19 protein-coding genes and 1 riboswitch are annotated in these 22392 nt (G+C 32.2%); of the genes, 13 read left to right on the top strand and 6 right to left on the bottom strand.

Translation table 11 applies throughout. The annotated features are described in order from the left end of the window. The first annotated feature begins 23 nt into the window (after nt 1-23). Together CHRY9293_RS02735 and CHRY9293_RS02730 are read left to right on the top strand one after the other, a co-directional pair. Nucleotides 24-851, top strand: a complete 828-nt coding sequence (locus CHRY9293_RS02735) for a UDP-2,3-diacylglucosamine diphosphatase (protein ID WP_162031506.1) — start codon at nt 24-26, stop codon at nt 849-851. After that, entirely contained in the window at nt 848-1819 is a 972-nt protein-coding gene (locus CHRY9293_RS02730) for a glycosyltransferase family protein (protein WP_162031505.1), read from the top strand. Before CHRY9293_RS02735 ends, CHRY9293_RS02730 begins: the two co-directional genes overlap by 4 nt. Here CHRY9293_RS02730 and CHRY9293_RS02725 read toward each other — a convergent pair. Both CHRY9293_RS02725 and CHRY9293_RS02720 read right to left on the bottom strand, forming a co-directional pair. After that, nucleotides 1808-2098, bottom strand: a complete 291-nt coding sequence (locus tag CHRY9293_RS02725) for a GNAT family N-acetyltransferase (RefSeq protein WP_162031504.1) — start codon at nt 2096-2098, stop codon at nt 1808-1810. The two genes, CHRY9293_RS02730 and CHRY9293_RS02725, sit on opposite strands and share 12 nt — an antisense overlap. A 66-nt stretch (nt 2099-2164) precedes the next feature. Next, nucleotides 2165-2914: an RDD family protein gene (locus CHRY9293_RS02720; RefSeq protein ID WP_162031503.1), complete on the bottom strand. Its 750-nt coding sequence runs from the start codon at nt 2912-2914 to the stop codon at nt 2165-2167. Between the two features lie 26 nt (nt 2915-2940). Between CHRY9293_RS02720 and CHRY9293_RS02715 the strand changes: the two genes are divergently transcribed. From CHRY9293_RS02715 to CHRY9293_RS02685, 7 genes are all read left to right on the top strand, one after another. Further along, nucleotides 2941-3924: a stage II sporulation protein M gene (locus tag CHRY9293_RS02715; RefSeq protein WP_162031502.1), complete on the top strand. Its 984-nt coding sequence runs from the start codon at nt 2941-2943 to the stop codon at nt 3922-3924. After that, nucleotides 3911-4870 (top strand): DUF4013 domain-containing protein, encoded by a 960-nt coding sequence (locus tag CHRY9293_RS02710; protein WP_228455451.1) that lies wholly within the window; start codon nt 3911-3913, stop codon nt 4868-4870. Before CHRY9293_RS02715 ends, CHRY9293_RS02710 begins: the two co-directional genes overlap by 14 nt. Beyond that, entirely contained in the window at nt 4863-5660 is a 798-nt protein-coding gene (locus tag CHRY9293_RS02705) for a DUF4129 domain-containing protein (RefSeq protein WP_162031500.1), read from the top strand. Before CHRY9293_RS02710 ends, CHRY9293_RS02705 begins: the two co-directional genes overlap by 8 nt. 15 nt (nt 5661-5675) lie before the next feature. Further along, on the top strand, nt 5676-6833 hold the full coding sequence (locus CHRY9293_RS02700) for a DUF4350 domain-containing protein (protein ID WP_162031499.1): 1158 nt from the start codon (nt 5676-5678) through the stop codon (nt 6831-6833). 98 nt (nt 6834-6931) lie between these two features. After that, a complete protein-coding gene (locus CHRY9293_RS02695) occupies nt 6932-7954 on the top strand; it encodes an AAA family ATPase (protein WP_162031498.1) in 1023 nt (340 codons plus the stop codon). Between the two features lie 41 nt (nt 7955-7995). Continuing rightward, on the top strand, nt 7996-9318 hold the full coding sequence (locus CHRY9293_RS02690) for a DUF58 domain-containing protein (RefSeq protein ID WP_162031497.1): 1323 nt from the start codon (nt 7996-7998) through the stop codon (nt 9316-9318). 95 nt (nt 9319-9413) lie between these two features. Further along, entirely contained in the window at nt 9414-9833 is a 420-nt protein-coding gene (locus tag CHRY9293_RS02685; protein ID WP_162031496.1) for an OsmC family protein, read from the top strand. A gap of 59 nt (nt 9834-9892) precedes the next feature. Here CHRY9293_RS02685 and CHRY9293_RS02680 read toward each other — a convergent pair whose 3' ends face one another. From CHRY9293_RS02680 to CHRY9293_RS02665, 4 genes are all read right to left on the bottom strand, one after another. Next, nucleotides 9893-10861 carry a T9SS type A sorting domain-containing protein gene (locus CHRY9293_RS02680; protein ID WP_162031495.1) on the bottom strand — a complete coding sequence of 323 codons (969 nt, stop codon included), beginning with the start codon at nt 10859-10861 and terminating at the stop codon, nt 9893-9895. Nucleotides 10862-11283: 422 nt separating this feature from the next. Next, nucleotides 11284-12243, bottom strand: a complete 960-nt coding sequence (locus CHRY9293_RS02675; RefSeq protein ID WP_162031494.1) for a T9SS type A sorting domain-containing protein — start codon at nt 12241-12243, stop codon at nt 11284-11286. Between the two features lie 459 nt (nt 12244-12702). Next, entirely contained in the window at nt 12703-14373 is a 1671-nt protein-coding gene (locus CHRY9293_RS02670; protein ID WP_162031493.1) for a T9SS type A sorting domain-containing protein, read from the bottom strand. Between the two features lie 210 nt (nt 14374-14583). Beyond that, nucleotides 14584-17199 (bottom strand): MGH1-like glycoside hydrolase domain-containing protein, encoded by a 2616-nt coding sequence (locus CHRY9293_RS02665; RefSeq protein WP_162031492.1) that lies wholly within the window; start codon nt 17197-17199, stop codon nt 14584-14586. A gap of 179 nt (nt 17200-17378) precedes the next feature. Then, nucleotides 17379-17486: riboswitch (SAM riboswitch) on the top strand. A 59-nt stretch (nt 17487-17545) separates the two neighbouring features. Between CHRY9293_RS02665 and CHRY9293_RS18660 the strand changes: the two genes are divergently transcribed. The 4 genes from CHRY9293_RS18660 to CHRY9293_RS02650 all read left to right on the top strand — a co-directional run bounded on the left by CHRY9293_RS18660 (nt 17546) and on the right by CHRY9293_RS02650 (nt 22367). Further along, the gene (locus tag CHRY9293_RS18660; protein WP_228455450.1) at nt 17546-18484 is read left to right on the top strand and encodes an alpha/beta fold hydrolase; all 939 of its coding nucleotides are present in this window, start codon (nt 17546-17548) and stop codon (nt 18482-18484) included. Between the two features lie 3 nt (nt 18485-18487). Further along, nucleotides 18488-20026 (top strand): ACT domain-containing protein, encoded by a 1539-nt coding sequence (locus CHRY9293_RS18655; RefSeq protein WP_228455449.1) that lies wholly within the window; start codon nt 18488-18490, stop codon nt 20024-20026. Between the two features lie 145 nt (nt 20027-20171). Next, a complete protein-coding gene (locus CHRY9293_RS02655; protein ID WP_162031491.1) occupies nt 20172-21332 on the top strand; it encodes an O-succinylhomoserine sulfhydrylase in 1161 nt (386 codons plus the stop codon). Between the two features lie 24 nt (nt 21333-21356). Continuing rightward, nucleotides 21357-22367 carry a homocysteine S-methyltransferase family protein gene (locus CHRY9293_RS02650; protein ID WP_162031490.1) on the top strand — a complete coding sequence of 337 codons (1011 nt, stop codon included), beginning with the start codon at nt 21357-21359 and terminating at the stop codon, nt 22365-22367. Nucleotides 22368-22392 lie beyond the last annotated feature (25 nt).

Below are 22392 nucleotides of genomic sequence, written 5' to 3'. Positions count from 1 at the left end.
CAATTAGTTTCTTTGTATATAATATGAAAAGAAATGTTGAATTAGTTGTTATTTCGGATGTTCATTTGGGAACTTATGGATGTAAGGCTAAAGAATTGCTCAGATATTTGAATTCTATTCAACCTAAAACATTAATATTGAATGGAGATATTATTGATATCTGGCAATTTAAAAAGTCTTACTTCCCTAAACCTCATTTGAAAGTAATTAAGAAAATTCTTTCATTTGCCACTAAAAGCACAGATGTATACTACATCACAGGGAATCACGATGAAATGTTCCGAAAATTTACCGATTTTGAATTAGGTAAACTTAAAGTTTGTAATAAAATTTGTTTAGAAATGGATCAGAAAAAAGCTTGGATATTTCATGGAGATGTCTTTGATGCCTCTGTTCAACATTCTAAATGGATTGCCAAATTGGGAGGAAAGGGATATGATTTTCTTATTGTTATAAATAATGTTGTAAATTGGTTTTTGGAAAAAATGGGAAAGGAGAAATACTCATTTTCAAAGAAAATCAAAAATAATGTGAAGAAAGCAGTAAAATATATCAGCGATTTTGAATTGACGGCTTCTGAATTGGCTATCGATAATCATTATGATTATGTCGTTTGTGGACATATTCATCAACCACAAATTCGGGAGGTAACCAATAAAAAAGGTTCTTGTACCTATCTTAATTCCGGAGACTGGATTGAAAATTTATCTGCTCTTGAATATGATCATAAAGAATGGAAAATTTTTTATTATGATGATCATAAGGACTTGCTTCAAGATGAAGATGTAGAAGAATTTCCAGATATTGATAATTCTGAACTCATGAAAATGGTAACAAACTTTTCCAAATGAAAATATTATATGCTTTTCAAGGGACAGGAAACGGTCACATGGCGAGAGCGCAGGAGATTATTCCGCTTCTCAAAAAACATGCTTCAGTGGATACTTTAATCAGTGGTCACCAATCTCAATTGAAGGCTGATTTTAATATTGATTCTCAATATAAAGGAATTTCTCTTTTGTATAATAAAACGGGTGGATTATCTTATTGGAAAACGTTTAAGGATAATCATTTCTTGAATGCAATTAAGGCAATTAGAGAAATAGAACTCTCAGGTTATGATCTTATTATTAATGATTTTGAGCCATTGACAGCTTGGGCGTGCAAATTCAAAAATGCACCTATGATCGAATTAAGCCATCAGGCATCTATGAGTTTTAAAGAAACCCCAAAACCAGATAACAAAAATTTTTTTGGCGAACTGATCTTACAATATTATGCTCCAAGTGTAAACAAAATAGGATTTCATTTTGATAATTATCATCCGAGAATTAAAAAACCTGTTATTAGAAAAAAGATTCGAAACCTATCCCCCGATAAAAAAGGATACTACCTTGTGTATTTGCCTAGTTTTTCTGATGAAAATATTATAAAAATCTTAAAGAAAATACCTGTTGAATGGAAAGTGTTTTCTAAATATAGTAAAAGCCCGATTAGAGACGAAAATGTGGAAGTTTTTTCCATTGATGAAATTCAATATTTAAAATATTTTGAAAACTGTGAGGGAATTTTATGTAATGCAGGTTTTGAAACCCCTGCTGAAGCTCTTTTTATGGACAAAAAACTATTTGTTATTCCTATTCATAATCAATATGAACAAGAATGTAATGCGTGTGCTTTGGATAAGATGGGAATTTCAAATTCTACCCTTTTAAATCTTGAAGAAATAGAAAAGTGGGTTGCCTCTGATCATCATCTTCAAGTACACTATCCCGACGATATTGAGGAAATATTAGTAAATGAAGTATTAGTTTTTTAAAAATACATCCTCAACATCATTCATTCTGGTCATTACAGCTCTTGCGTAAGAACAGTGGGGATATACTTTCCAGCTGTTTTCTCGAGCATACTTGATCACTTCCTCTACCAGGAGTTTTCCCATCCCATTTCCTTCAAATTCGGAATGAACTAATACAAAAGAAATAATGAGTTTATTTTCTTCGGGAAAAATAGTATATGTAACTCTACCAATTTCTTTTAAATCATTATTTAATGTAATGACTCCACCATTTCCAGACTTATTGTTTTCAAATTTCATAGATTTAGTTTTATATAATAAAGAATACAAAAACTGCACCGACTCAATTATATGGATTATTTATGATTAATTATCCTTACCTGTATAATAGTTGTAATCTTTAATGATAATATTAATAAACTGCCTCTCTGTCATTTTTGTTGGATCAATTTCCAACTTTAAAATATTTTTAATTTTGTCAGAAAGTCTATTGATAATCTGTCTGTCATCGATCTTTAATGCCTTTTGATAATTATCTTTGATAATCCTCATATCATTATCGCTTAATGCAATTACTTGCGGAAAAGTAGGGAGGTAGTTTTCTTGAATATTCTCTAAAATAGTATGAGATATATTAATGCTATTTTTTAACGAAATTACAGCAGTGCCAGAAGCGATGTCTCCTAAACGTTGATTGTTTTTTGAAATAATCATCGAAACTAGCCCAATCACACCTGCGAAAGAGGTATCAATTAATCTGAATACCCAACGAATCATATAATCCCCAAAACTAGCTTGATAGCCATCAATTTTTACTACGCGAATTTTCATCGCTTTTTTTCCGGGAGTTTGCCCTTCCATTAGGCTCTCCAAGACTACGGGGTATACGTAAATAGGAAAGGTGATGGCAATATAAATCGCAATTTGAGACCAATAGTCAAGGCCATTTAATACATATCCCAAATCAAGAATATTAAAGAATACGTAGAACGCAATAATGGCATAAGCCACCTTTATCAACAAGTCAATAATGAAGGCTAGCATCCTTTCTCCAACACTAGCAATGTTGAAATTAATATTTACATTTTGTGATGTATTAATCGCAATTTGAGACATATTTTTATTATTTTAGCCTTACCGTTATGAGAGAAATTTATTTTATAAAACAAAATAAAGAAAAATGGTTGGGAATTGAACAGGTTATTGAAGGGAAAATAAAAAAAAATCCTGATGACCTGTCTTCGTTGTATATAAACCTGATCAATGATCTTTCTTTTGCTCAAACTTATTACCCTAAAAGTAATACAACGATCTATTTGAATCATCTCTCTTCTCAAATATTTCAAAAAATTTACAAAACTAAACGGGTTGAAGAAAACCGAATTATTTACTTTTTTAAGACAGAGGTTCCCTTATTGGTATATGAATACAGACAGTATTTGTTGTATGCTTTCTTGTTTTTTTTATTATTTACTTCTATAGGTGTTCTTTCAGGTATTTATGATAAAGATTTTGTGAATATTATCTTAGGAGAAAGTTATGTGAATGAAACGATCGAAAACATTAAGAAAGGAAATGCGGTTGGGGTATATCAAAGTGGTTCAACTTGGGGCAGTACAATAGGGATTATTTTTAATAATATTGGAGTAGGAGCCAAGTTATATATGTATGGAATATTTGGAGGAGTAGGCACATTATATGCCTTATTATCAAATAGTATCATGCTAGGCGCATTTCAATACTTTTTTTATGATTATGGAGCGTTAAAAGAAAGTGCAAGAGGAATTTGGCTTCATGGAGTATTTGAGATTTTTTCCATGGTGGTAGAGGCGATGTGTGGTTTGATTTTGGGTGCCTCTATACTATTTCCTAAGACATTTTCAAGATTTAACTCTTTTAAAAATGGTTTTAGAAACTCTTTTAAAATATTTCTAAGCACTATACCTTTTACAATTTGTGCCGGAATTATTGAAGGCTATGTAACCCGACATGCTTTAAAGATGCCTTTGATCGTAAACCTTATGATTATTTTTGGATCCTTACTTATTATAGGATTTTATTATTTCGTGTATCCCTCAATTGTTAATAGAAAAATAAATAAACACAATCATGATGCAGTTTTATAAAAAAAGAGATTTTGGTACTTTTATTAGTGATACCTTTAATTTCTTCAAAATATATGGCAGAAATTATTTTAAAAGTTATATTTTGATCAACGGACTTTTGCTTATTCTGCTTATCGTCGTAGGCGTTTTTGGATTTAAAGAGCTTTTCGGACAACTTTTTGGATCAAATTTAGGAGGTAATACTTATTATTTTGAAGAATACTTTCAGAATAACTGGGGAATGCTTATCATCACCGGAATTTTAATGTTTTTGCTCTATTCAGCTTTAATGATCGTGAATTTTTTGTTTCCTGTCTTTTATTTAAATAGAGCGGCCCATGGGCAAAGTATAATAAAAACGGATGAAATCGTGGGTGATTTCAGAAAAAATGCCGGTAAAATATTTAAACTTTATGTAGGATTGACGTTTCTTGTGATACCAGTTTCCATGGTGATTTTAGGAATCTCTTATATTTTGATTTTTATATTGATAGGATTGATTATCATGTTATTTATAACACCGACATTATTTAATATGATAACTTTTCTGAGTTATGATTATTTTAATAGTAATCGAGGTTTTTTTGAGAGCTTAAGCTATTCCCTAAGATCACAATTCTCTTATACAAACGGAAGGGAAAGCTCTCCTTATTGGAAATATTGGGGATCTACACTTATTCTTGGTATTATTTATTATGTAATTAGCTTAATATTTACTTTTGTTCCGATGATGTTGTTTTATGGTTCGTTGTTTACTTCAACACCGGACGGTAGCTTTGAACAAAATCCTTTCGGAGGAACATTTGGGGTGGTGATTTTTGTTATTTATGGAATCTCTGCTATTTTTTCTTTTTTAGCTATGAATATATTGTATATCAATTCTGGGCTTATATACTATGATAGTAGAACAGATCTTCACCAAAAAATAGAATTGGCAGAAATAGATACTATTGGCAGCCATGAATAAAATATTTTTCTTTTTGCTAATTTTTTCCTTGACAGGAAATATGTACGCTCAGGGAGAATCGGACCTTCCTCCGACTGCTGAAGTGTATGTAGATTCAATGGAAACAGGACATTATAAAAACATGCTGCGTGCAGATTCTGTTTTAATAAAAACACCTATTTCTGAAAATACGGTATATCCAAAAAAATTTAAAGAAAATTTTCAATCAGCATACAAAGGCAATGAATTTAATTACTCGGAATCAAAACCTAGGGAGTCTTTTTGGCAAAAGCTGATGAGAAGAATAGACAAGATTTTACAGAGTGTTTTTGGCGAAACTATTTTTACTGATTCTGCTAATATAGCGTCTATTTTGATTCGTTTCTTTGCTATTATTCTTGTGGGTTTCCTAGCCTATTTTATCATTAGATATGTAATAGGAAAAGAAGGGAATTATATTTTTGGCAAAAAGAATAAAAAAGTCGAAATTCATGAAGAACAATTACATGAGAATATTCATGAGATCAACTTTCCTGAAAGTATCCTGAAGTTTGAGAAATCGAGAGATTTTCGTTCTGCGATTCGGTATCAGTTTCTTTTTGTTCTTAAAAAATTAAGCGATAAAAAAATAATTAGTTGGAATCCTGAAAAAACCAATAAGGATTATGTTTCTGAAATGAAAGCAGAACATCTGAAAAATGAATTCTACAATTTATCATATATTTTTGATTACGTGTGGTATGGAGAGTTCAATATAAATGAAGAAAGTTATCTTAAGTTTAAGAATCAATATCAATCATTTAAGCTATAATTTTTAATCTTTATTATGAATAAAACTTTCAAAATATATGCGGTAATTTTCATGGTTGTCATGATTATTTTGGCATTACTTGAAGTTAATAAAAAAGAAAGTACAGATTGGCGTAAGAATTTTGATGTCAATGAAAAATCACCCTTTGGATTGTTCGTTTTTAATAATGAAGTTCAATCTCTTTTGGATCACCATATAAAAAAAATAGAAAATACTCCTTATGATTATTATAATCAGCATCAAAAGGGGGGGCATAATATTTTGGTAATTGAGAGTGATATTGATAAAGAATCGTGGAAAAAAATACTAAAGGAAGTTACAAAAGGTTCGGATATGATGCTCATCATGAGCCAGATTCCCAAAGAAATCTCAGATAGTATTGGTTATTATGATTCACAGTTATCTTTTGAAGAAGAAAATGTATTAAAGTTGACAGATCGAAAGTTTCAGAATGATTTTATTAAGTTGGATAAATTTCCATCAGGGCGTGGATTTACATTTATAAAACCGAATGTACAAGTCCTTGGAAAAACGGTGGAGAAGAATAACACGGATCAGGTTAATTTTATTAAAATACAATTTGGAAAGGGGATTATTTATGTACATAGTGAGCCTCTATTTCTTACGAATTATTATTTATTGAAACGAGGAAATACAAAATATACTCAAGATATTTTTTCTTATCTTCAAAATAGAGAAACGCTTTGGTTTGTAGAAAATAATACACAAGAATCAACATTTTTTATGAGGTTTATACTCTCTAAACCTGCTTTGAAATATGCTTGGTGGATATTTCTTGGAGGGCTAATACTATTTATATTTTTTAATGCAAAGCGTAAACAGAGGGTTGTTCCTATTCTTGATCCCTTAAAAAATACTTCTGTAGATTTTGTCAAAAGCATTGGAAATCTTTATCTTCAAGAAGGTGACTTTCATGATATGATGAATAAAAAAGCACAGTATTTTTTAAATAAAGTAAGACTGGATCTGCTTATTGATACCCAAAACCTGAATGAAGATTTTGCTAAAAAGCTTCATTTAAAAACAGGAAAAACGATTGAGATGATTAATGAAGCGGTTGTATTAATCAAGAAAGCACAAGACCCATATGCAAGTGTTATGAAAGAAGATCTGGCAAGGTTGAATAGCCTACTAGATGAAATAATTAAATAATGTAACAATCAAAAAAGATATAATAATATACCAATGTGATATTTTATTTGTAGTCAAAAAAGGAGGATTGATATTTATTGGTACGTTAAAAGAGTAATATGGAAAATCAGAATTTAGACAGCCAAAACCCTATATATTTAAATAAAAAAGAGGGAGAGTTTCAGTCAAGGATTGATATGACTGAGCTTCGTACGAGTTTAGAGAAAGTAAAGTCAGAAATTTCAAAAGTCATTGTAGGGCAAGAAAACATGATTGAACATCTGCTGGCTGCACTCTTATCAAATGGTCATGTGTTAATAGAGGGTGTTCCTGGTGTTGCAAAAACAATTACAGCAAAATTGTTAGCCAAGACCATAGATGTAGGATTTAGTAGAATTCAATTTACTCCGGATCTTATGCCTTCTGATATTTTGGGAACATCAGTGTTTAGTGTTAAAAATTCTGAATTTGAATTTAAAAAAGGACCGATTTTTTCAAACTTTATTTTAATAGATGAGATTAATAGGTCACCTGCAAAAACTCAAGCTGCCCTCTTTGAAGTTATGGAGGAAAGACAAATAACAATGGATGGAATTCGCTATCAGATGGAAGAGCCTTTTTTGGTAGTTGCCACTCAAAATCCTATTGAGCATGAAGGTACATATAGGCTACCGGAAGCGCAATTAGACCGATTTTTATTTAAGATTAATGTAAATTATCCAAACCTTGAAGAGGAAATTCTAATTATTAAGAATGAACATGAGAATAAGCGCAAAGATAAAATTGAAGCAGTAAATCCTGTAATTAGTGCTGAACAATTAAAAAAGTATCAATATTTGGTAAAAGATATCATTGTAGAGGCTCAGTTGATCGAATATATTGCTAAGATTATAATCAATACAAGAGAAAACCAATTCCTCTATTTAGGAGCTTCGCCCAGAGCTAGTTTGGCATTATTAACGGCTTCGAAAGCTTTTGCAGCATTGAGGGGAAGGGATTTTGTTACTCCTGAAGATATTAAAGAGGCGAGTTATGCTGTTTTACGACATAGAGTGATTGTATCCCCTGAAAGAGAAATGGAAGGATTAACTGCAGATGAAATTATTCGTCAGATTTTGGAAGGTATTGAAATTCCAAGATAGGAGAAAATGTCTTTGGTATCCTGAACGAATTGCTTTAAGAAATGAGAAACTTATATATAAATAACCGTTTTTTCTTTGCACTCATTATAGTGGGAATACTGTATGTACTTTCATTTTTCTTTCCTTTTTTAATGATCGTTGCCCATAGTGTTTTAGTGATCTGTTTTTTGATGGGAATGGTTGATTATCTTTTACTTTTTAATAAGAGAGGAGAGATTTTAGCACAACGAATTTTGCCTGAAAAATTATCCAATGGAGATGAAAATTTTGTAAAAATAGATATTAAGAATAATTATAGCTTTAGAATTCATGTGAAGGTAATTGATGAAATTCCGTTTCAGTTTCAAAAGAGAGACTTCTTGATAGAAAAGAAAATTAGAGAAGGGAAAAATAGTTTTTTTCAATATAGCTTAATTCCAAAAGAAAGAGGTGAATATTATTTTGGTAGTTTAAATATCTATGCTTCATCGGGGATAGGATTGGTTTCAAAAAGGTTTAATTTTCAAAAAGAGGCAAAAATTCCTTCATATCCTTCGTTTATTCATCTCCGAAAATATGAACTGATGGCATTGCAAAGTGAGTTTTTATTAGGAGGAATAAAGAAAATACGAAGGCTTGGACATACAATGGAGTTTGAGCAGATCAAGGATTATGTACCGGGAGATGATATAAGAACAATTAATTGGAAGGCAACATCAAAAACAAATCGTTTGATGGTCAATCAGTTTCAGGATGAAAAATCCCAACGTATTTTTATGTTGATCGATACCGGTAGAACTATGAAAATGCCTTTTGGAGGTTTAAGTCTTTTAGACTATTCAATTAATGCAACAATGGCATTGTCTCATATCATTTTGAAAAAGGGAGACAGAGCAGGAATGATGACATTTTCTAAAAAAACAGAAAGTAAAATTGCTGCTGAAAATAAATCGGGTCAACTTAGAAAAATTTCGGAGGCTCTTTATAATATTAAAACTGATTTTTTTGAGAGTGATTTTAACAGGTTATATCAAGATGTTAAATACTCATTTAATCAAAGAAGTTTAGTACTTCTTTTTACTAATTTTGAAACTCTTGATGGGCTAAATAGACAATTAAAATATCTGAGAGGAATCGCAAAAAACCATTTATTAGTGTTGGTGTTTTTTAAAAATGCTGAGCTCCAAACTCTAATACACAAGAATCCTGAAAACATGCAGGAAATTTATGATGAAATAATTGCTGAAAAGTTTGAGTTTGAAAAGAAACTTATCATTCAGGAATTACGTAAATATGGTATTTATACAGTCTATACTCTCCCTGAAAATTTAAATATTGAAGTAATCAATAAATATCTGGAAATAAAAGCAAGAGGAATTTTGTAATTTTGTGTATACTAATTAGTAGTTAAAAGGTTTAACAGATAATATTATTCTAAACATTTACATCTTAGAAGTACTATCAAATATCAATTCAGACAATGAAAATTACATTAAACAGAATAAACGATGATTTCTTATTTGAATGCACCAACTCACAGGGCAATTCAATACTTTTAGATAATACTTCTCAACCTGGGGCGAAAGGTGTTTCTCCTATGGAAAGTATGTTAATGGCTGTAGCAGGATGCAGTGGGATAGATGTGGTTTCTATCTTAAAAAAGCAAAGACAGGTAATAACAGGCTTTAAAGCCGAAGTGGAAGGGGAAAGAATTCCTATAGATGATGCAAAACCTTTTAAATCAATCATAGTGAAGTTTTTTTTAGAAGGGAATATAGACCCTAATAAAGCTCAGAAAGCCTCTCAGCTATCTTTTGAAAAATATTGTTCAGTTTCTAAAACTTTAGAACCGAATGTGGAAATTATATATGAAGTCTATGTAAATGGAGAAAAGGTTTGATCTGTATTCATTGTAGAAATAAAAAAACTGATTTTTAAAATCAGTTTTTTTATTGTAATCTATTTCTTGATTATTTTTTTTGTTTTTATAGAATTGTCCTTCATTGTAAATGTTATCATGTAAACCCCGGGTTTCAGATCCTCTAAATACAATACTGAAGATGGATTTTTAATTCTTTTTATAACAATACCTGCAGGATCAATTATAGAAAGATGTTGGATATTTTTGGGATCTTTAATATTGAGGATATCTGTAAAAGGATTAGGATAGATTGTATTTTCTGGTTTTGAAGATACCTCACTAGTTGAAAGGTTTGATGATTTTTCGGCTGTTAAGGCGAGTACGTTAAGAATACCTCCTCCTGAACTGTTAACAACAGTGACACTTTGAATAGATTTTGACTGGTTGTTTGCATCGATATCATATTTATGAGGGTACAGTGTAGCAATACCAGGAATAAGATTATTATTTTGTCTATTAACCCTTCCCCAACCTGGAATGTCAATGTTTGATTGTGTTCCGGAAAGCCAATCAGGAACATTGATGGGAGAAAAGACTTGGGTGCTACTATCAGTGAAATGAATGGTAACAGTTGCATTGGATGGACCACTTCCGGAAGTTGATAGTATATAAATAGCAGATGCTGTAGTGGGTGTTGATAATGTAAGCGTCCCTGAACTATTAGTAATGGGTAATCTCATAGAATTATTACTGCTATAGGAAGCCAGTTGAAAGCTTAGTCCGGGAATGGAAGCAACATTAATAATCCTATCTAAAGGGAGTGCATTTGTAGGTAAAGGGCTGTTGGCATCAGGCATAAAGTCTAACGCATAAAGTGCATAATCCAAACCATTTACATTGGCATCTAATCCGGAGGAAGAATTACTGGCTGTAGAGAAAACTCCATTGGCAATTACATCAGCCGTAAAACCGCTTTGGATAGGGAGAATTTGGTAGGTTTGAGCTGATATATGATTAAAAAATGAGAATACTACCAAGGTGATGATAGGGTATAAAATTTTTTTCATAATGTATATTTATTAAAAAATAAAATAGTTTAATTTTCTAAGAAATAAAATGTAGAAAGTTAAAAGCAGTAAAATGTGTTAGTGGTTGTCTAACTGAAAAATTTCATTGTATCTAAAAGTCTTTTTTTCAGGATAATATAAATATTGATTCCATCAAAATTCCGATTTTAATTTTAATTTGTTGAAGAAAAAATAAGTTATTCACTTACTTTTTCCTTTCTAGAATATTTTTACTAAAGTTTAACTTTCTACATTTCCGTTCTTACTGTTTAATATTAGTAAGTTTCTTTTTTACTTGATTTGTAAAGGTACATTATGTCAATATTTTTTACTTTACTCGCTCTGTAGATTTATCTTTATTAAAATCAAATTATTATTTATATAGACTTATTTAAAATATTACAAACAAAAACAAGAAAAGCTTATTTCTTGATTACTTTTTTTGTTTTTATAGAATTGTCCTTCATTGTAAAGGTTATCACATAAACTCCGGGTTTCAGATCCTCTAAATACAATACTGAAGATGGATTTTTAATTCTTTTTACAACAATACCTGCGGGATCAATTATAGAAAGATGTTGGATATTTTTGGGATCTTTAATATTGAGCGTTTCAGTGAAAGGATTAGGATAAATCGTATTTTCTTGTTTTGAAATTATTTCATCGACTGAAAGATTGGTTGGCTTTTCTGCAGTTAATGCAAATACATTAAGAATACCTCCTCCAGAACTGTTAACAACAGTAACACTTTGAATAAGTTTTGATTGATTATTTGCGTCAATATCATATTTATGAGGATACAGTTTAGCAATGCCGGGAGTCAATTGATTATTTACTCTATTAACTCTTCCCAAGGCTGCAATCCCTGATGCTCCTCCGAAGACCCAATCGGGAACATTGATAGGTGAAAAGACCTGTGTACTATTATCAGTAAAATGAATTGTAACAGCTGCGTTAGTTTGTTGATTTCCAGAAGTTGCTAATATATAAATAGCGGATGCTATCGTGGGTGTTGATAATGTAAATGTCCCTGAGCTATTTGTCCCTGATAATCTCATAGAATTGTTACTGCTATAAGAAGCTAGTTGAAAGCTTAACCCAGGAATAGAATTGACATTGATTATTCTATTTATAGGGAGCCCTGCTATTGGTAATGTAGTGGTAGGTGGTGGAAGAAAGTCAGCTGAGTAAAGTGCATGATTATCTCCTCCAGGGTTTTCATCTAATGCTGTGGAAGAATTGTTGGCATTGGAAAATCCGTTGGCAATTACATCAGCAGTAAAACCACTTTGGATAGATAAGGTTTGATAGGTTTGACCATGTATGGGATTGAACAATGAAAATATTGCTAATACCATGATAAATGTAAATTTTTTTTTCATAATGGTGTATTTATTTAAAAATTAAAATATTTATAATTTTATAAGAAACTAAGATGTAGGAAACTGAAAAGTTAATGAGTATATAGTTTCTGTATATGTTAAATAAAATTTGCTTTTCTCATCCACAGTTGAAATTATAGAGTAATTAAAAAGGTTCTTCTAATGAGTGTAAAGATATATTAAGTCAATATTTTTTACTTTAATGGCTGTGTAGTTTTTTTTAATTAAAATCATAATAATTATGTATGTAATGTAGAATAATATTATATATAAAGAGAGGCTGTCTCGAAAGTCTTTCCTTCTCGCCCTCCTGTCTGACAACTTTTGTCATTTAAGGGATTTCAGAGCATGGGTTGACCTTTTGAGACAGCCTATTTTATTGAATTGTCTGCATTTCTTATGTGAATGGTTTCTCAACTCATCGTTTGATCGTAATGCAGAAGGTTCATGTCAAATTTGTTATTTCTTAATTACCTTTGCAGATTTTAAAGAATTATCCTTCATGGTGAATTCCAACATGTACACTCCAGATTTAAGATCCTCTAAATTCAGTACTGAAGATGGATTTTTGATTCTTTTTATAACAATACCTGAAAGATCAAGTATAGAAATATGTTGGATGTCTTTTATTTCTTTAATGTTAAGGGTATTACTAAAAGGATTAGGGTAAACTAACTTTTCTTTTGCAAGCTTTATTTCAGATACGCTTAGGGTAATGGGTTCTAAAGTCAAGGTTACTTTCCACGAATTGTTGTTAACTTTATTATATGACGAATCACAGTCGGAACCTCCAAAAGTTCTCCAAGCTCTCAATTCAAAAGTAACACTTCCTGTTAATCCATTTGCAATGTTTAATCCAGTTCTTTCATAGGTATTGGTTCCTCCTGATCCTAATGCAGATGCAAGGGATAATTCTCTATTATTATTAGTTGTGCATATCAGTAAAGATTCCTGATCAGATATCCAGCCTTCCCCTTGAGCAGTCATGCTGTAGGTAACATCTGTAGATTTTATTTTATATCCGGAAGGGACGTTTATTGTAATCGTTCCCGGACAATTGGTAGATGAGTGAGGATCAGGAAAGTTATTAAACATCGTGTTGATGTCTCCTGATGTATAAATAGAAGAAATTTGTCCTGGTATAAACTGCTTCATTTTCCAGAACCCGTTGTTAGTACCACAATTGGATCTAATCCAAAAATAATAAATTTGTCCTGTTATTAAGTTATCGATTAATACGGATGTATTTCCGGCCGTAACGAAACCTGTAGGTACGGTATTGGCAGAAGGAGGTGTAGAAGATGTACTATAATAATATTCATAGCCTGAAGATGGATCGATAGCTGTAGGAGCCCAGTGTAAGGTAACACTTGTGGGGGTTGAATCATAGGTTATATCATTAGGAACGGCACAAGAGTTATAAACATCGACAGAAAAGGCAAAAATATTAGAAACACCATCCGTACTTGTTTTTGTGATAGTAACACTTTGTATATTTTTGGGTTGATTAGAAATATCAATGGGGAAATGCACTTGATAGATACGAGGATTATATTCGTTTCCAGACTCTAAATTATTATTGGTGACATTAATTCTTCCTATTCCTTGAATGGCGTAATTAGAGCCATTATACCAATCCGCAATACTGATATCATAAAATGTCTGACTCGTTGAATCTGCAAAATTGACGGTAACATTCACTGTACATTCACCACTTCCTCCTGTGGCTAACATATAAAGATGCATAGCTGGGGTTGGAGTTATAAAAGTAATTGTGCCTGAATCATCAGGGTTTTGAAGTCGTAAGGCGTTGTTGCTACTATAAGGAGCCATTTGGTAACTTAGTCCATTGGTTGATGTGACTGAGGAGTTAATAATACCATCTACAGGAAGTCCATAGGTAATAGGAGTACTTGTTGAAGTAAGTTGAAAATCCTGTGAAACAAATGCATAACTTACACCGTCAATATCATTGTTTGTAGTATCGGAGGAAGAACCTATGCCATTTGCTATGACATCAGCATTTAATCCACTTTGAATAAGAAGAGGCTGATATTCTTGAGCATTTACTGAAGTAAGACATAGTTTTGAAAAAATTAAACATGTAATAAGAAATAGCGGTCTTTGCATAATATTTTTTTAATTTTATCGCGCAAAGATAGAGTTTTTATTAATCATAATTCATTTTGTGGTGAAAAATATAATTATGTTTTATTTGAAAAAAAGTCTGTTGAGAGAAACATATATTGCTATTTTCAAAAGGCTCGAAATTGAATCATTGATAGATAAATATAATACATCAAGATAGTGTTATTATCCTTGTAAGGAATTTATTTTAGCTTATATGAATAATCTTGGTTTAATAAGCTTAGCGACAGTAGCTGTCCATCCTGTTTGATGGGAAGCCCCAAGCCCACGACCATTATCTCCATGAAAATATTCATAAAAAGTGACATAATCTTTAAAATATTCATCATAATTAAACTTTTCATTACCTCCATTAAAAGGTCTTTCCCCATTTTCATCTTTTAAGAAAATAGAACAGAGCCTATTACTAATATCTTGAGCAACTTCTTCCAGATTTTTTTTCTCTTCACTTCCTGTAGGGAATTCTACCTTGAGACTGTTACCATAATAATAATGAAAACGTTGGAGACTTTCTACAATTAAAAAATTAATAGGGAACCATATAGGACCTCTCCAATTGCTGTTTCCTCCAAACATTCGACTATCACTTTCTGCAGGAGTATAATATACTATGTTTTCATTGCCATGTACAGAAAAAACAAAAGGAGTTTCTTCATATATTTTTGACATGGCCCGAATTCCGTATATGCTTAAAAATTCTTGGTCGTCAAGCATTCTGGCCAATACTTTAGTGAGTCTATTTTTGCGGAGAATGCTCATTAAGTGTTTTCTACCTTGACCTTCTTCATCCCAGTGAGAAACCAGTTTTGTGAGATCAGGTTTGTTCTTTAAAATCCACTCCATTCTGGCTCTGAAGTTAGGCATGTTTTCCAATAGATGATGATCAATAACTTCTACAGCAAACATTGGAATTAGTCCTACGATGCTCCTTAATTTTAAAGAAACACTATCTCCATTTCCGAGTTGAAGGACATCATAAAAAAAACCATCTTCCTCATTCCATAGCCCTTTTGTTCCTTCTCCCAAGTTCTCCATAGCTTCGGCAATATAGAGGTAATGTTCAAAAAATTTAATAGCCATATCCTCATAGACTTGATAGTATTGAGCCAGAACCATCGCAATGCGCATCATATTCAAAGCATACATTGCCATCCAGCTTGTTCCATCTGCCTGTTCAAGATGTTCACCATCTTTTAGGACCATATTTCTATCAAAGGCTCCTATATTATCAAGCCCAAGAAAACCACCGCCAAAAATATTTTTGCCGTTTTTGTCCTTTCGATTAACCCACCAAGTAAAGTTCAAGAGCAACTTTTGAAAAACCTTTTCAAGGAACAAAAGATCGGGCTTTCCATTTAGCTTTTCATCAATCTCAAAAACTCTAAAAGATGCCCAAGCATGAACGGGTGGATTTACATCACTCAAATTCCATTCATATGCAGGAAGCTGTCCATTGGGATGCATATACCATTCTTTTGTTAATAAAAGGAGTTGGTCTTTTGCAAATTCTGCATCTATCATTGCGAAAGGAAGACAATGAAATGCTAAATCCCATGTAGCATACCAAGGATACTCCCATTTATCGGGCATGGAAATAATATCCTTATTATGAAGGTGATTCCATTCTGTATTTCTTACGTAATGGTTAAAATCTCTTGGAGCATCAAAATTAGGATCGCCTTTCAGCCATTTCCCCACATTGTAATGGTAGAATTGTTTATTCCAGAGTAAGCCTGCAAAAGCTTGTCTTTGGACATTCTTTTTATCATCATCGAGCATATCCTGTTGAATTTCATTATAAAATTCATTGGCCTCTTGAATTCTTGTATTGAAAATTTCGTCAAATTGAGAAAAAGGATCTTCTAATTCATCTGGAGATAATCTAAAATCAAACGTTTTAAATTCACTGGCTTCAATGATATCATTAATTAGAAAGGATGCTTTTGTCCCTGTTTTTTTAGGATTAATGGTAGGGCTTCCATGGATAATATGTTGGTTGATGCCGTCTTTAAAGTAGGCCCCTTCTGGGTAAGGAGTACCATACAGTCTTGGATTATTGGTTTCATTTTCACAAAAAAGACTCTCTACGTTTGGGTTTCTTGAATAAAATTTCTTAATAGAAATATGTTCATGATGAATGTTGATACAACCTTTTTGAGAAGCGTTGGTATGAGGTTTATAGGGATTATATCCCCATTTCCAATCATTTCGGAACCAAATTATAGGAGCGACTACAATCGGGGCACTTTTCTTACTTCTGTTGTAAATGGTAGTGCGGATGAGAATGTCATTATGATCTACTTTAGCATATTCAATAAAAATATCAAAATATTCATCATTATTAAAAATATCAGTATCAAAAATTTCATACTCAGGTTGTTTTTTATTACGCTTCCCGTTTTCTATGATAATCTCATCATAAGGAAATTCATTGATAGGATATTTATATACCATCTTCATATAGCTATGAGTAGGGGTATTATCCAGATAGTAAAATAACTCTTTGATATCTTCCCCATGATTCCCTTGAGGATTACTTAATCCGAAGAAACGTTCTTTTATTATTTTGTCTTTTTTGTTCCAAAAAGAAAATGCAAAGCAAAAAAGTTGTTTTTTGTCAGAGATTCCTGCAATTCCTTCCTCACCCCATCGATAGGCATAACTTTCCGCATTATTATGGCTGGCGAAATTCCAGGCATCCCCATTGGGGCTATAATCTTCCCGTACGTTTCCCCATTGTCTATTACTGACATAAGGGCCCCAATCTTTCCAGTTATTATCTTGTAATCTTTTTCTTTCAGCAATCATATCTCATTAGTTTTCTATACGAAGTTAATTTTTTTGAGAAATAATTCCAAGATCTTTTGTCGGAATATTGGGTAATATAACACCAAAACACTTCCATATTCCATTGTTATTTTTTATTATTATTTTAATATTAAGAGAAAATACCTATCTTTGTACCATCGTTCATTAAAATATTGAAAATGTTATCCAGAAAGGTTGAGGGAATAGACCCTGTGAAACCTTAGCAACCCTTTGTGAAAGCAAAGAAGGTGCTACGTTCTACCAAAAATAATTTGGACAGATAACTTACTGAAGCTCTTTTTCAGCCATTTCTTGTGGCATTTTCAATTGTATTAAAATCATAGAATTGAAAACAGAGCTAAATTATATTAATTTTTTGTACAAAACCCATTCCAAGAGGGAAGTCGCTATTTCGTTGAGCTATCAGCTTTTCGGACAAGATTTGTTTTCAGCTCCTATCATATTAATTAATCATGCATTGACTGGAAATTCAAATGTTGCGGGAGAAAAAGGTTGGTGGAAGCAACTGGTTGGTGAAAATAAAATTATAGATATAAATACTTATACTGTTTTATGCTTTAACATTATAGGTAATGGTTATGATGATTTTCTTATTGATGAATACGAAGATTTTACATGTGAAGATATCGCAAATATCTTTTTGAAAGGTCTAAGCGTTTTAAATATTAACAGCCTACATGCTTTAATTGGAGGATCTTTAGGAGGAGGAATTGCTTGGGAAATGGTAGCCAAAAATCCTACACTGACAAAGCTTTTCATCCCTATTGCTTGCGATTTTAAAACTCATGATTGGCTTCATGCACAGTGTCTGGTTCAGAAGTTCTTATTGAATCAAAATGATGAACCTCTCCAAAAAGCCAGAATTCATGCTATGCTATGTTATAGAACACCCGAATCCTTAAATGTAAGATTTCAAAATAAATATAACGAAGAGCAGCAATGTTTAGAGTCCGAAGATTGGTTGAGATATCATGGGAACGCTTTACATAAAAGATATCATTTGGAAGCTTATAAACTCATGAATCATTTGCTGATGAATATTAATACGGATGAAAAAATGATAAAAAAGATTGAAGCCCAAATACATTTGATTTCAGTTGATTCAGACTTGTTTTTTCCAGCATGTGAGATTCGAATGTGCTATGAAATGCTAAAAAGAGAGAACAGAGATGTTTTCTATCATGAAATAAAATCGATTCATGGGCATGATGCTTTTTTAATGGAATATGAACAATTAAATACTATCATAAAAAATATTTTATAGAAGATGAAGAGCGGTAACGAAATAAAGTTTTTGAAAAACAGATCAATCATCAAATTTGAAGGTGAGGATTTTTTAGGAGAAATAGGAATTGATGGACGAATTTTTAAAGCCCTAACTTTAGCACGTATTAGTGTTGGAGTAATTTCCCAACAAGCCATTGAGAATGGAATTTCCATTTTGGTTCACGAAAATGATTCAGAAAAAGCGGTTAACTGCTTGATTCATGAATTTGAAAAAGAGAGACAGTCCGGAATTGTTTCGCAGATTTATAGTATCAATAATGTTTCTGTATTAGGCTTTGTAACTGAAGATTTCAATAAAGTGTTAGCAGAATTAGCTAGAAATAATGTTTTCCCTTTACTTTTAAATCAAATTGCAAGTGAAAACAGAGTGAATATTGTAGTTGCCTCTTCACAAGATGAAAAAGCAAAAAATATTATTGAATCCGAAATTTTCAAAAAACCAAAAACAGTTCATTTAGCCATTATTGGTCATGGAAATGTAGGAAAAACTTTGGTCAATCAAATTTTAGAATCTTCCGACGAAATTAAAAGACGCAAAAATATTCATCTGAAAGTAGTAGCTGTTGCTAACTCAAGAAAAATTGCTTTTAATAAAAAAGGATTTAACAATGATTGGAATGATGAGGTTTTAAATGCTGAAAAGACCTCAGATGTCCAAGAATTGATTAATTTTTCAAAAGAAAATCAATTGGAGAATCTTATTGTAGTTGATAATACAGCTAGTAAAGATTTTGTGAAAAACTATCACTTGTTAGCAGAAAATGGATTCGATTTAGTTTCTTCTAACAAAATATTCAATACTCTTCCCATAGAAGAATATCGTAAGTTAAGATATACATTAAGTAAAAATAATAGGCGTTATTTATATGAAACCAATGTGGGAGCAGGTTTACCTCTAATAGATACCATAAAACTATTACATCTTTCGGGTGAAAATATTACGAGAATCAAAGGAGTTTTCTCAGGAACATTAAGCTATGTTTTCAATAATTTTTCTTTGAGAGATGATCGTTTTTCTACCGTTATCAATGAAGCATTAGAAAAAGGGTATACAGAACCGGATCCAAGAGAAGACTTATCAGGAAATGATGTAGCGCGAAAGTTATTGATTTTGGCGAGAGAATTAGATTTAATCAATGAGTTTGAAGATATCAATATTCAGAACCTGGTTCCTGAAAGTTTACTTTCTGTTCCTAAGCAAGAATTTCTTTCTCGATTAGAAGAGCTTGACGAAGAATATTTAAAAATTAAAAAAGACCAACAGCCTGATCATGTGTTAAGATACGTAGGAGACTTGTATGGAGATTTACAACAGGAAAAAGGATTGCTTGATGTAAAGTTGATTTCGGTTCCTGCAAGCTCAGCCTTAGGTCAATTAAAAGGATCAGATTCAATATTTGAAATTTATACAGAAAGCTATGGTGAAAACCCAATTGTAATCATGGGAGCAGGAGCAGGAGCACAGGTTACGGCAAGAGGTGTTTTTGGTGATATTTTAAGAGTCAGTGAAACGAAATAAATTAATCTAATAATATAATGTAGCAATATAATAATGTAGCAGTTTACCAATTATTTCAACTTTTGTCATTTTGAATGAAACGAAGTGGAATGAAGAATCTGATTGTTACATTTTTTACACTTTTAAATTGGTAAATTAAATTTTTATGGAAAACTTTGAAACCTTTGCTATAAGAACACAAACTGAAAGATCACAGTTTGATGAGCATTCAACCCCTTTGTATCTTACCTCTAGTTTTATTTTTCAGGATGCAGAGGATATGAGGGCTAGTTTCGCAGAAGAAAAAGCTAAAAATCTTTATAGTCGTTTTTCAAATCCTAATGTCACGGAATTCACGGATAAAATTGTCCGAATGGAAGGTGCTGAGTCTGGTTATGCTTTTGCCACAGGAATGGCAGCAATCTATTCAACATTTGCAGCATTATTAAATGCCGGAGATCATATTGTAAGTTGCCAATCCGTTTTTGGATCCACGCATACATTGTTCACTAAATATTTTCCTAAATGGAATATTGAGACCTCTTATTTTAAAGCTGAAAATGCTAACAATGTGGAAAGTTATATTCGTCCAAATACAAAAATTTTATATCTGGAAACACCAACTAATCCAGCAATTGAGGTTTTAGATTTAGAATTTTTCGGACAAATTGCAAAAAAACATAATCTTATTTTCATAGTTGATAATTGCTTTGCAACGCCCTATTTACAGCAACCCATAAAATATGGAGCAGATATTGTAGTTCATTCAGCAACAAAACTAATTGACGGTCAAGGTCGTGTTTTAGGTGGAGTAGCAGTGGGTAGAGAAGATCTAATTCGGGAAATTTATCTTTTTGCGAGAAATACCGGACCTGCAATGTCTCCTTTTAATGCCTGGGTGTTGTCGAAAAGTTTGGAAACGTTAGCTATTCGGGTAGAAAAACATTGTGAGAATGCAATGAAAGTAGCCGAATTTTTAGAGAATCATCCGAATGTAGAATTAGTGAAATATCCATTTTTAAAATCCCATCCAAGTTATGAGGTGGCCAAAAGACAAATGAAATTAGGTGGGAACATTGTCGCATTTGAGATCAAAGGGGGAATTGAAGGGGGAAAAAACTTCTTAAATACAATAAAAATGTGCTCACTTTCAGCCAATTTAGGTGACACAAGAACGATTGTTACACATCCTGCATCAACAACACATTCAAAATTATCAGATGAGGAAAGAGAAGAAGTAGGAATTACTGCAGGATTAGTACGTTGTTCTGTAGGATTAGAAAATGTGGAAGATATTATTGAAGATTTAAAACAGGCATTGGATTAATTCAATGTAGAAATGAGAAATAAAATGACAAATTCAGAACAATTATATAAAGCATTATCTGATAGGATCTTAATTCTTGATGGTGCAATGGGAACAATGCTTCAGCGATATAAGTTTGAAGAAGAAGACTATCGCGGAGATCGCTTTAAAGATTGGGAATATCCTGTGAAAGGTAATAATGATTTATTATCCTTGACACAGCCCCAAGCAATTGAAGAGGTCCACAAAAAATATTTGGAAGCAGGAGCAGATATTATTGAAACCAATACGTTTTCGGGAACAACAATTGCAATGGCGGATTATCATATGGAAGATTTAGTTTATGAACTGAATTATGAATCTGCAAAAATTGCTAGAAAAGTTTGTGATGAATATACAGTAGTGAATCCTGATAAACCCAGATTTGTGGCGGGCTCTATTGGTCCGACAAATAGGACGGCAAGCTTAAGCCCTGATGTAAATGATCCAGGCTATAGAGCCATTACTTTTGAGGAACTTCGGGTGGCTTATAAACAACAATGTGAAGCCTTACTAGAGGGAGGTTCTGATATTTTATTAGTAGAAACTATTTTCGATACCCTGAATGCAAAAGCTGCTTTGTTTGCTATTGATGAAATTCAGGAGGAGAAGGGAATTAAAATTCCTATTATGGTTTCAGGAACTATTACGGACGCTTCTGGGAGAACATTGAGTGGACAAACTGCAGAGGCATTTTTAATTTCAGTTTCTCATTTGAATTTATTAAGTGTCGGCTTTAATTGTGCGTTGGGAGCTAATCAACTAACTCCCTATTTAGAAACGTTGGCTCATCATTCAGATTTTTATATTTCGGCTTATCCAAATGCCGGTCTTCCCAATGCTTTTGGAAAATATGACGAAACCCCTGAAGATATGGCGGGACAAATTAAAGAGTACGTAGAAAAAGGATTAATCAATATAATAGGAGGGTGCTGTGGTACAACTCCGGACCATATTAAAGCAATCGCTGATTTGGTCGCACAATACCCACCAAGGAAATTAAGAGAATTGATATAAATTCTCAAGATTGGAAGGAGGGTAG

It is taken from the genome of Chryseobacterium potabilaquae, from assembly GCF_902728265.1.
Lineage (GTDB): Bacteria > Bacteroidota > Bacteroidia > Flavobacteriales > Weeksellaceae > Chryseobacterium > Chryseobacterium potabilaquae.
This window is presented reverse-complemented; position numbering and strand designations above follow the sequence as displayed.

What these genes read in the sequence shown, in the direction of transcription:
- CHRY9293_RS02655 (WP_162031491.1), top strand. Translation starts at nt 20,172, where the DNA reads ATGGAAAACTTTGAAACCTTTGCTATAAGAACACAAACTGAAAGATCA.
- CHRY9293_RS02690 (WP_162031497.1), top strand. Translation starts at nt 7,996, where the DNA reads ATGAGAAACTTATATATAAATAACCGTTTTTTCTTTGCACTCATTATA.
- CHRY9293_RS02695 (WP_162031498.1), top strand. Translation starts at nt 6,932, where the DNA reads ATGGAAAATCAGAATTTAGACAGCCAAAACCCTATATATTTAAATAAA.
- CHRY9293_RS02680 (WP_162031495.1), bottom strand. Translation starts at nt 10,861, where the DNA reads ATGAAAAAAATTTTATACCCTATCATCACCTTGGTAGTATTCTCATTT.
- CHRY9293_RS02665 (WP_162031492.1), bottom strand. Translation starts at nt 17,199, where the DNA reads ATGATTGCTGAAAGAAAAAGATTACAAGATAATAACTGGAAAGATTGG.
- CHRY9293_RS02710 (WP_228455451.1), top strand. Translation starts at nt 3,911, where the DNA reads ATGCAGTTTTATAAAAAAAGAGATTTTGGTACTTTTATTAGTGATACC.
- CHRY9293_RS02705 (WP_162031500.1), top strand. Translation starts at nt 4,863, where the DNA reads ATGAATAAAATATTTTTCTTTTTGCTAATTTTTTCCTTGACAGGAAAT.
- CHRY9293_RS02700 (WP_162031499.1), top strand. Translation starts at nt 5,676, where the DNA reads ATGAATAAAACTTTCAAAATATATGCGGTAATTTTCATGGTTGTCATG.
- CHRY9293_RS02715 (WP_162031502.1), top strand. Translation starts at nt 2,941, where the DNA reads ATGAGAGAAATTTATTTTATAAAACAAAATAAAGAAAAATGGTTGGGA.
- CHRY9293_RS02650 (WP_162031490.1), top strand. Translation starts at nt 21,357, where the DNA reads ATGACAAATTCAGAACAATTATATAAAGCATTATCTGATAGGATCTTA.
- CHRY9293_RS02735 (WP_162031506.1), top strand. Translation starts at nt 24, where the DNA reads ATGAAAAGAAATGTTGAATTAGTTGTTATTTCGGATGTTCATTTGGGA.
- CHRY9293_RS02720 (WP_162031503.1), bottom strand. Translation starts at nt 2,914, where the DNA reads ATGTCTCAAATTGCGATTAATACATCACAAAATGTAAATATTAATTTC.
- CHRY9293_RS02685 (WP_162031496.1), top strand. Translation starts at nt 9,414, where the DNA reads ATGAAAATTACATTAAACAGAATAAACGATGATTTCTTATTTGAATGC.
- CHRY9293_RS02725 (WP_162031504.1), bottom strand. Translation starts at nt 2,098, where the DNA reads ATGAAATTTGAAAACAATAAGTCTGGAAATGGTGGAGTCATTACATTA.
- CHRY9293_RS18655 (WP_228455449.1), top strand. Translation starts at nt 18,488, where the DNA reads ATGAAGAGCGGTAACGAAATAAAGTTTTTGAAAAACAGATCAATCATC.
- CHRY9293_RS02675 (WP_162031494.1), bottom strand. Translation starts at nt 12,243, where the DNA reads ATGAAAAAAAAATTTACATTTATCATGGTATTAGCAATATTTTCATTG.
- CHRY9293_RS02730 (WP_162031505.1), top strand. Translation starts at nt 848, where the DNA reads ATGAAAATATTATATGCTTTTCAAGGGACAGGAAACGGTCACATGGCG.
- CHRY9293_RS02670 (WP_162031493.1), bottom strand. Translation starts at nt 14,373, where the DNA reads ATGCAAAGACCGCTATTTCTTATTACATGTTTAATTTTTTCAAAACTA.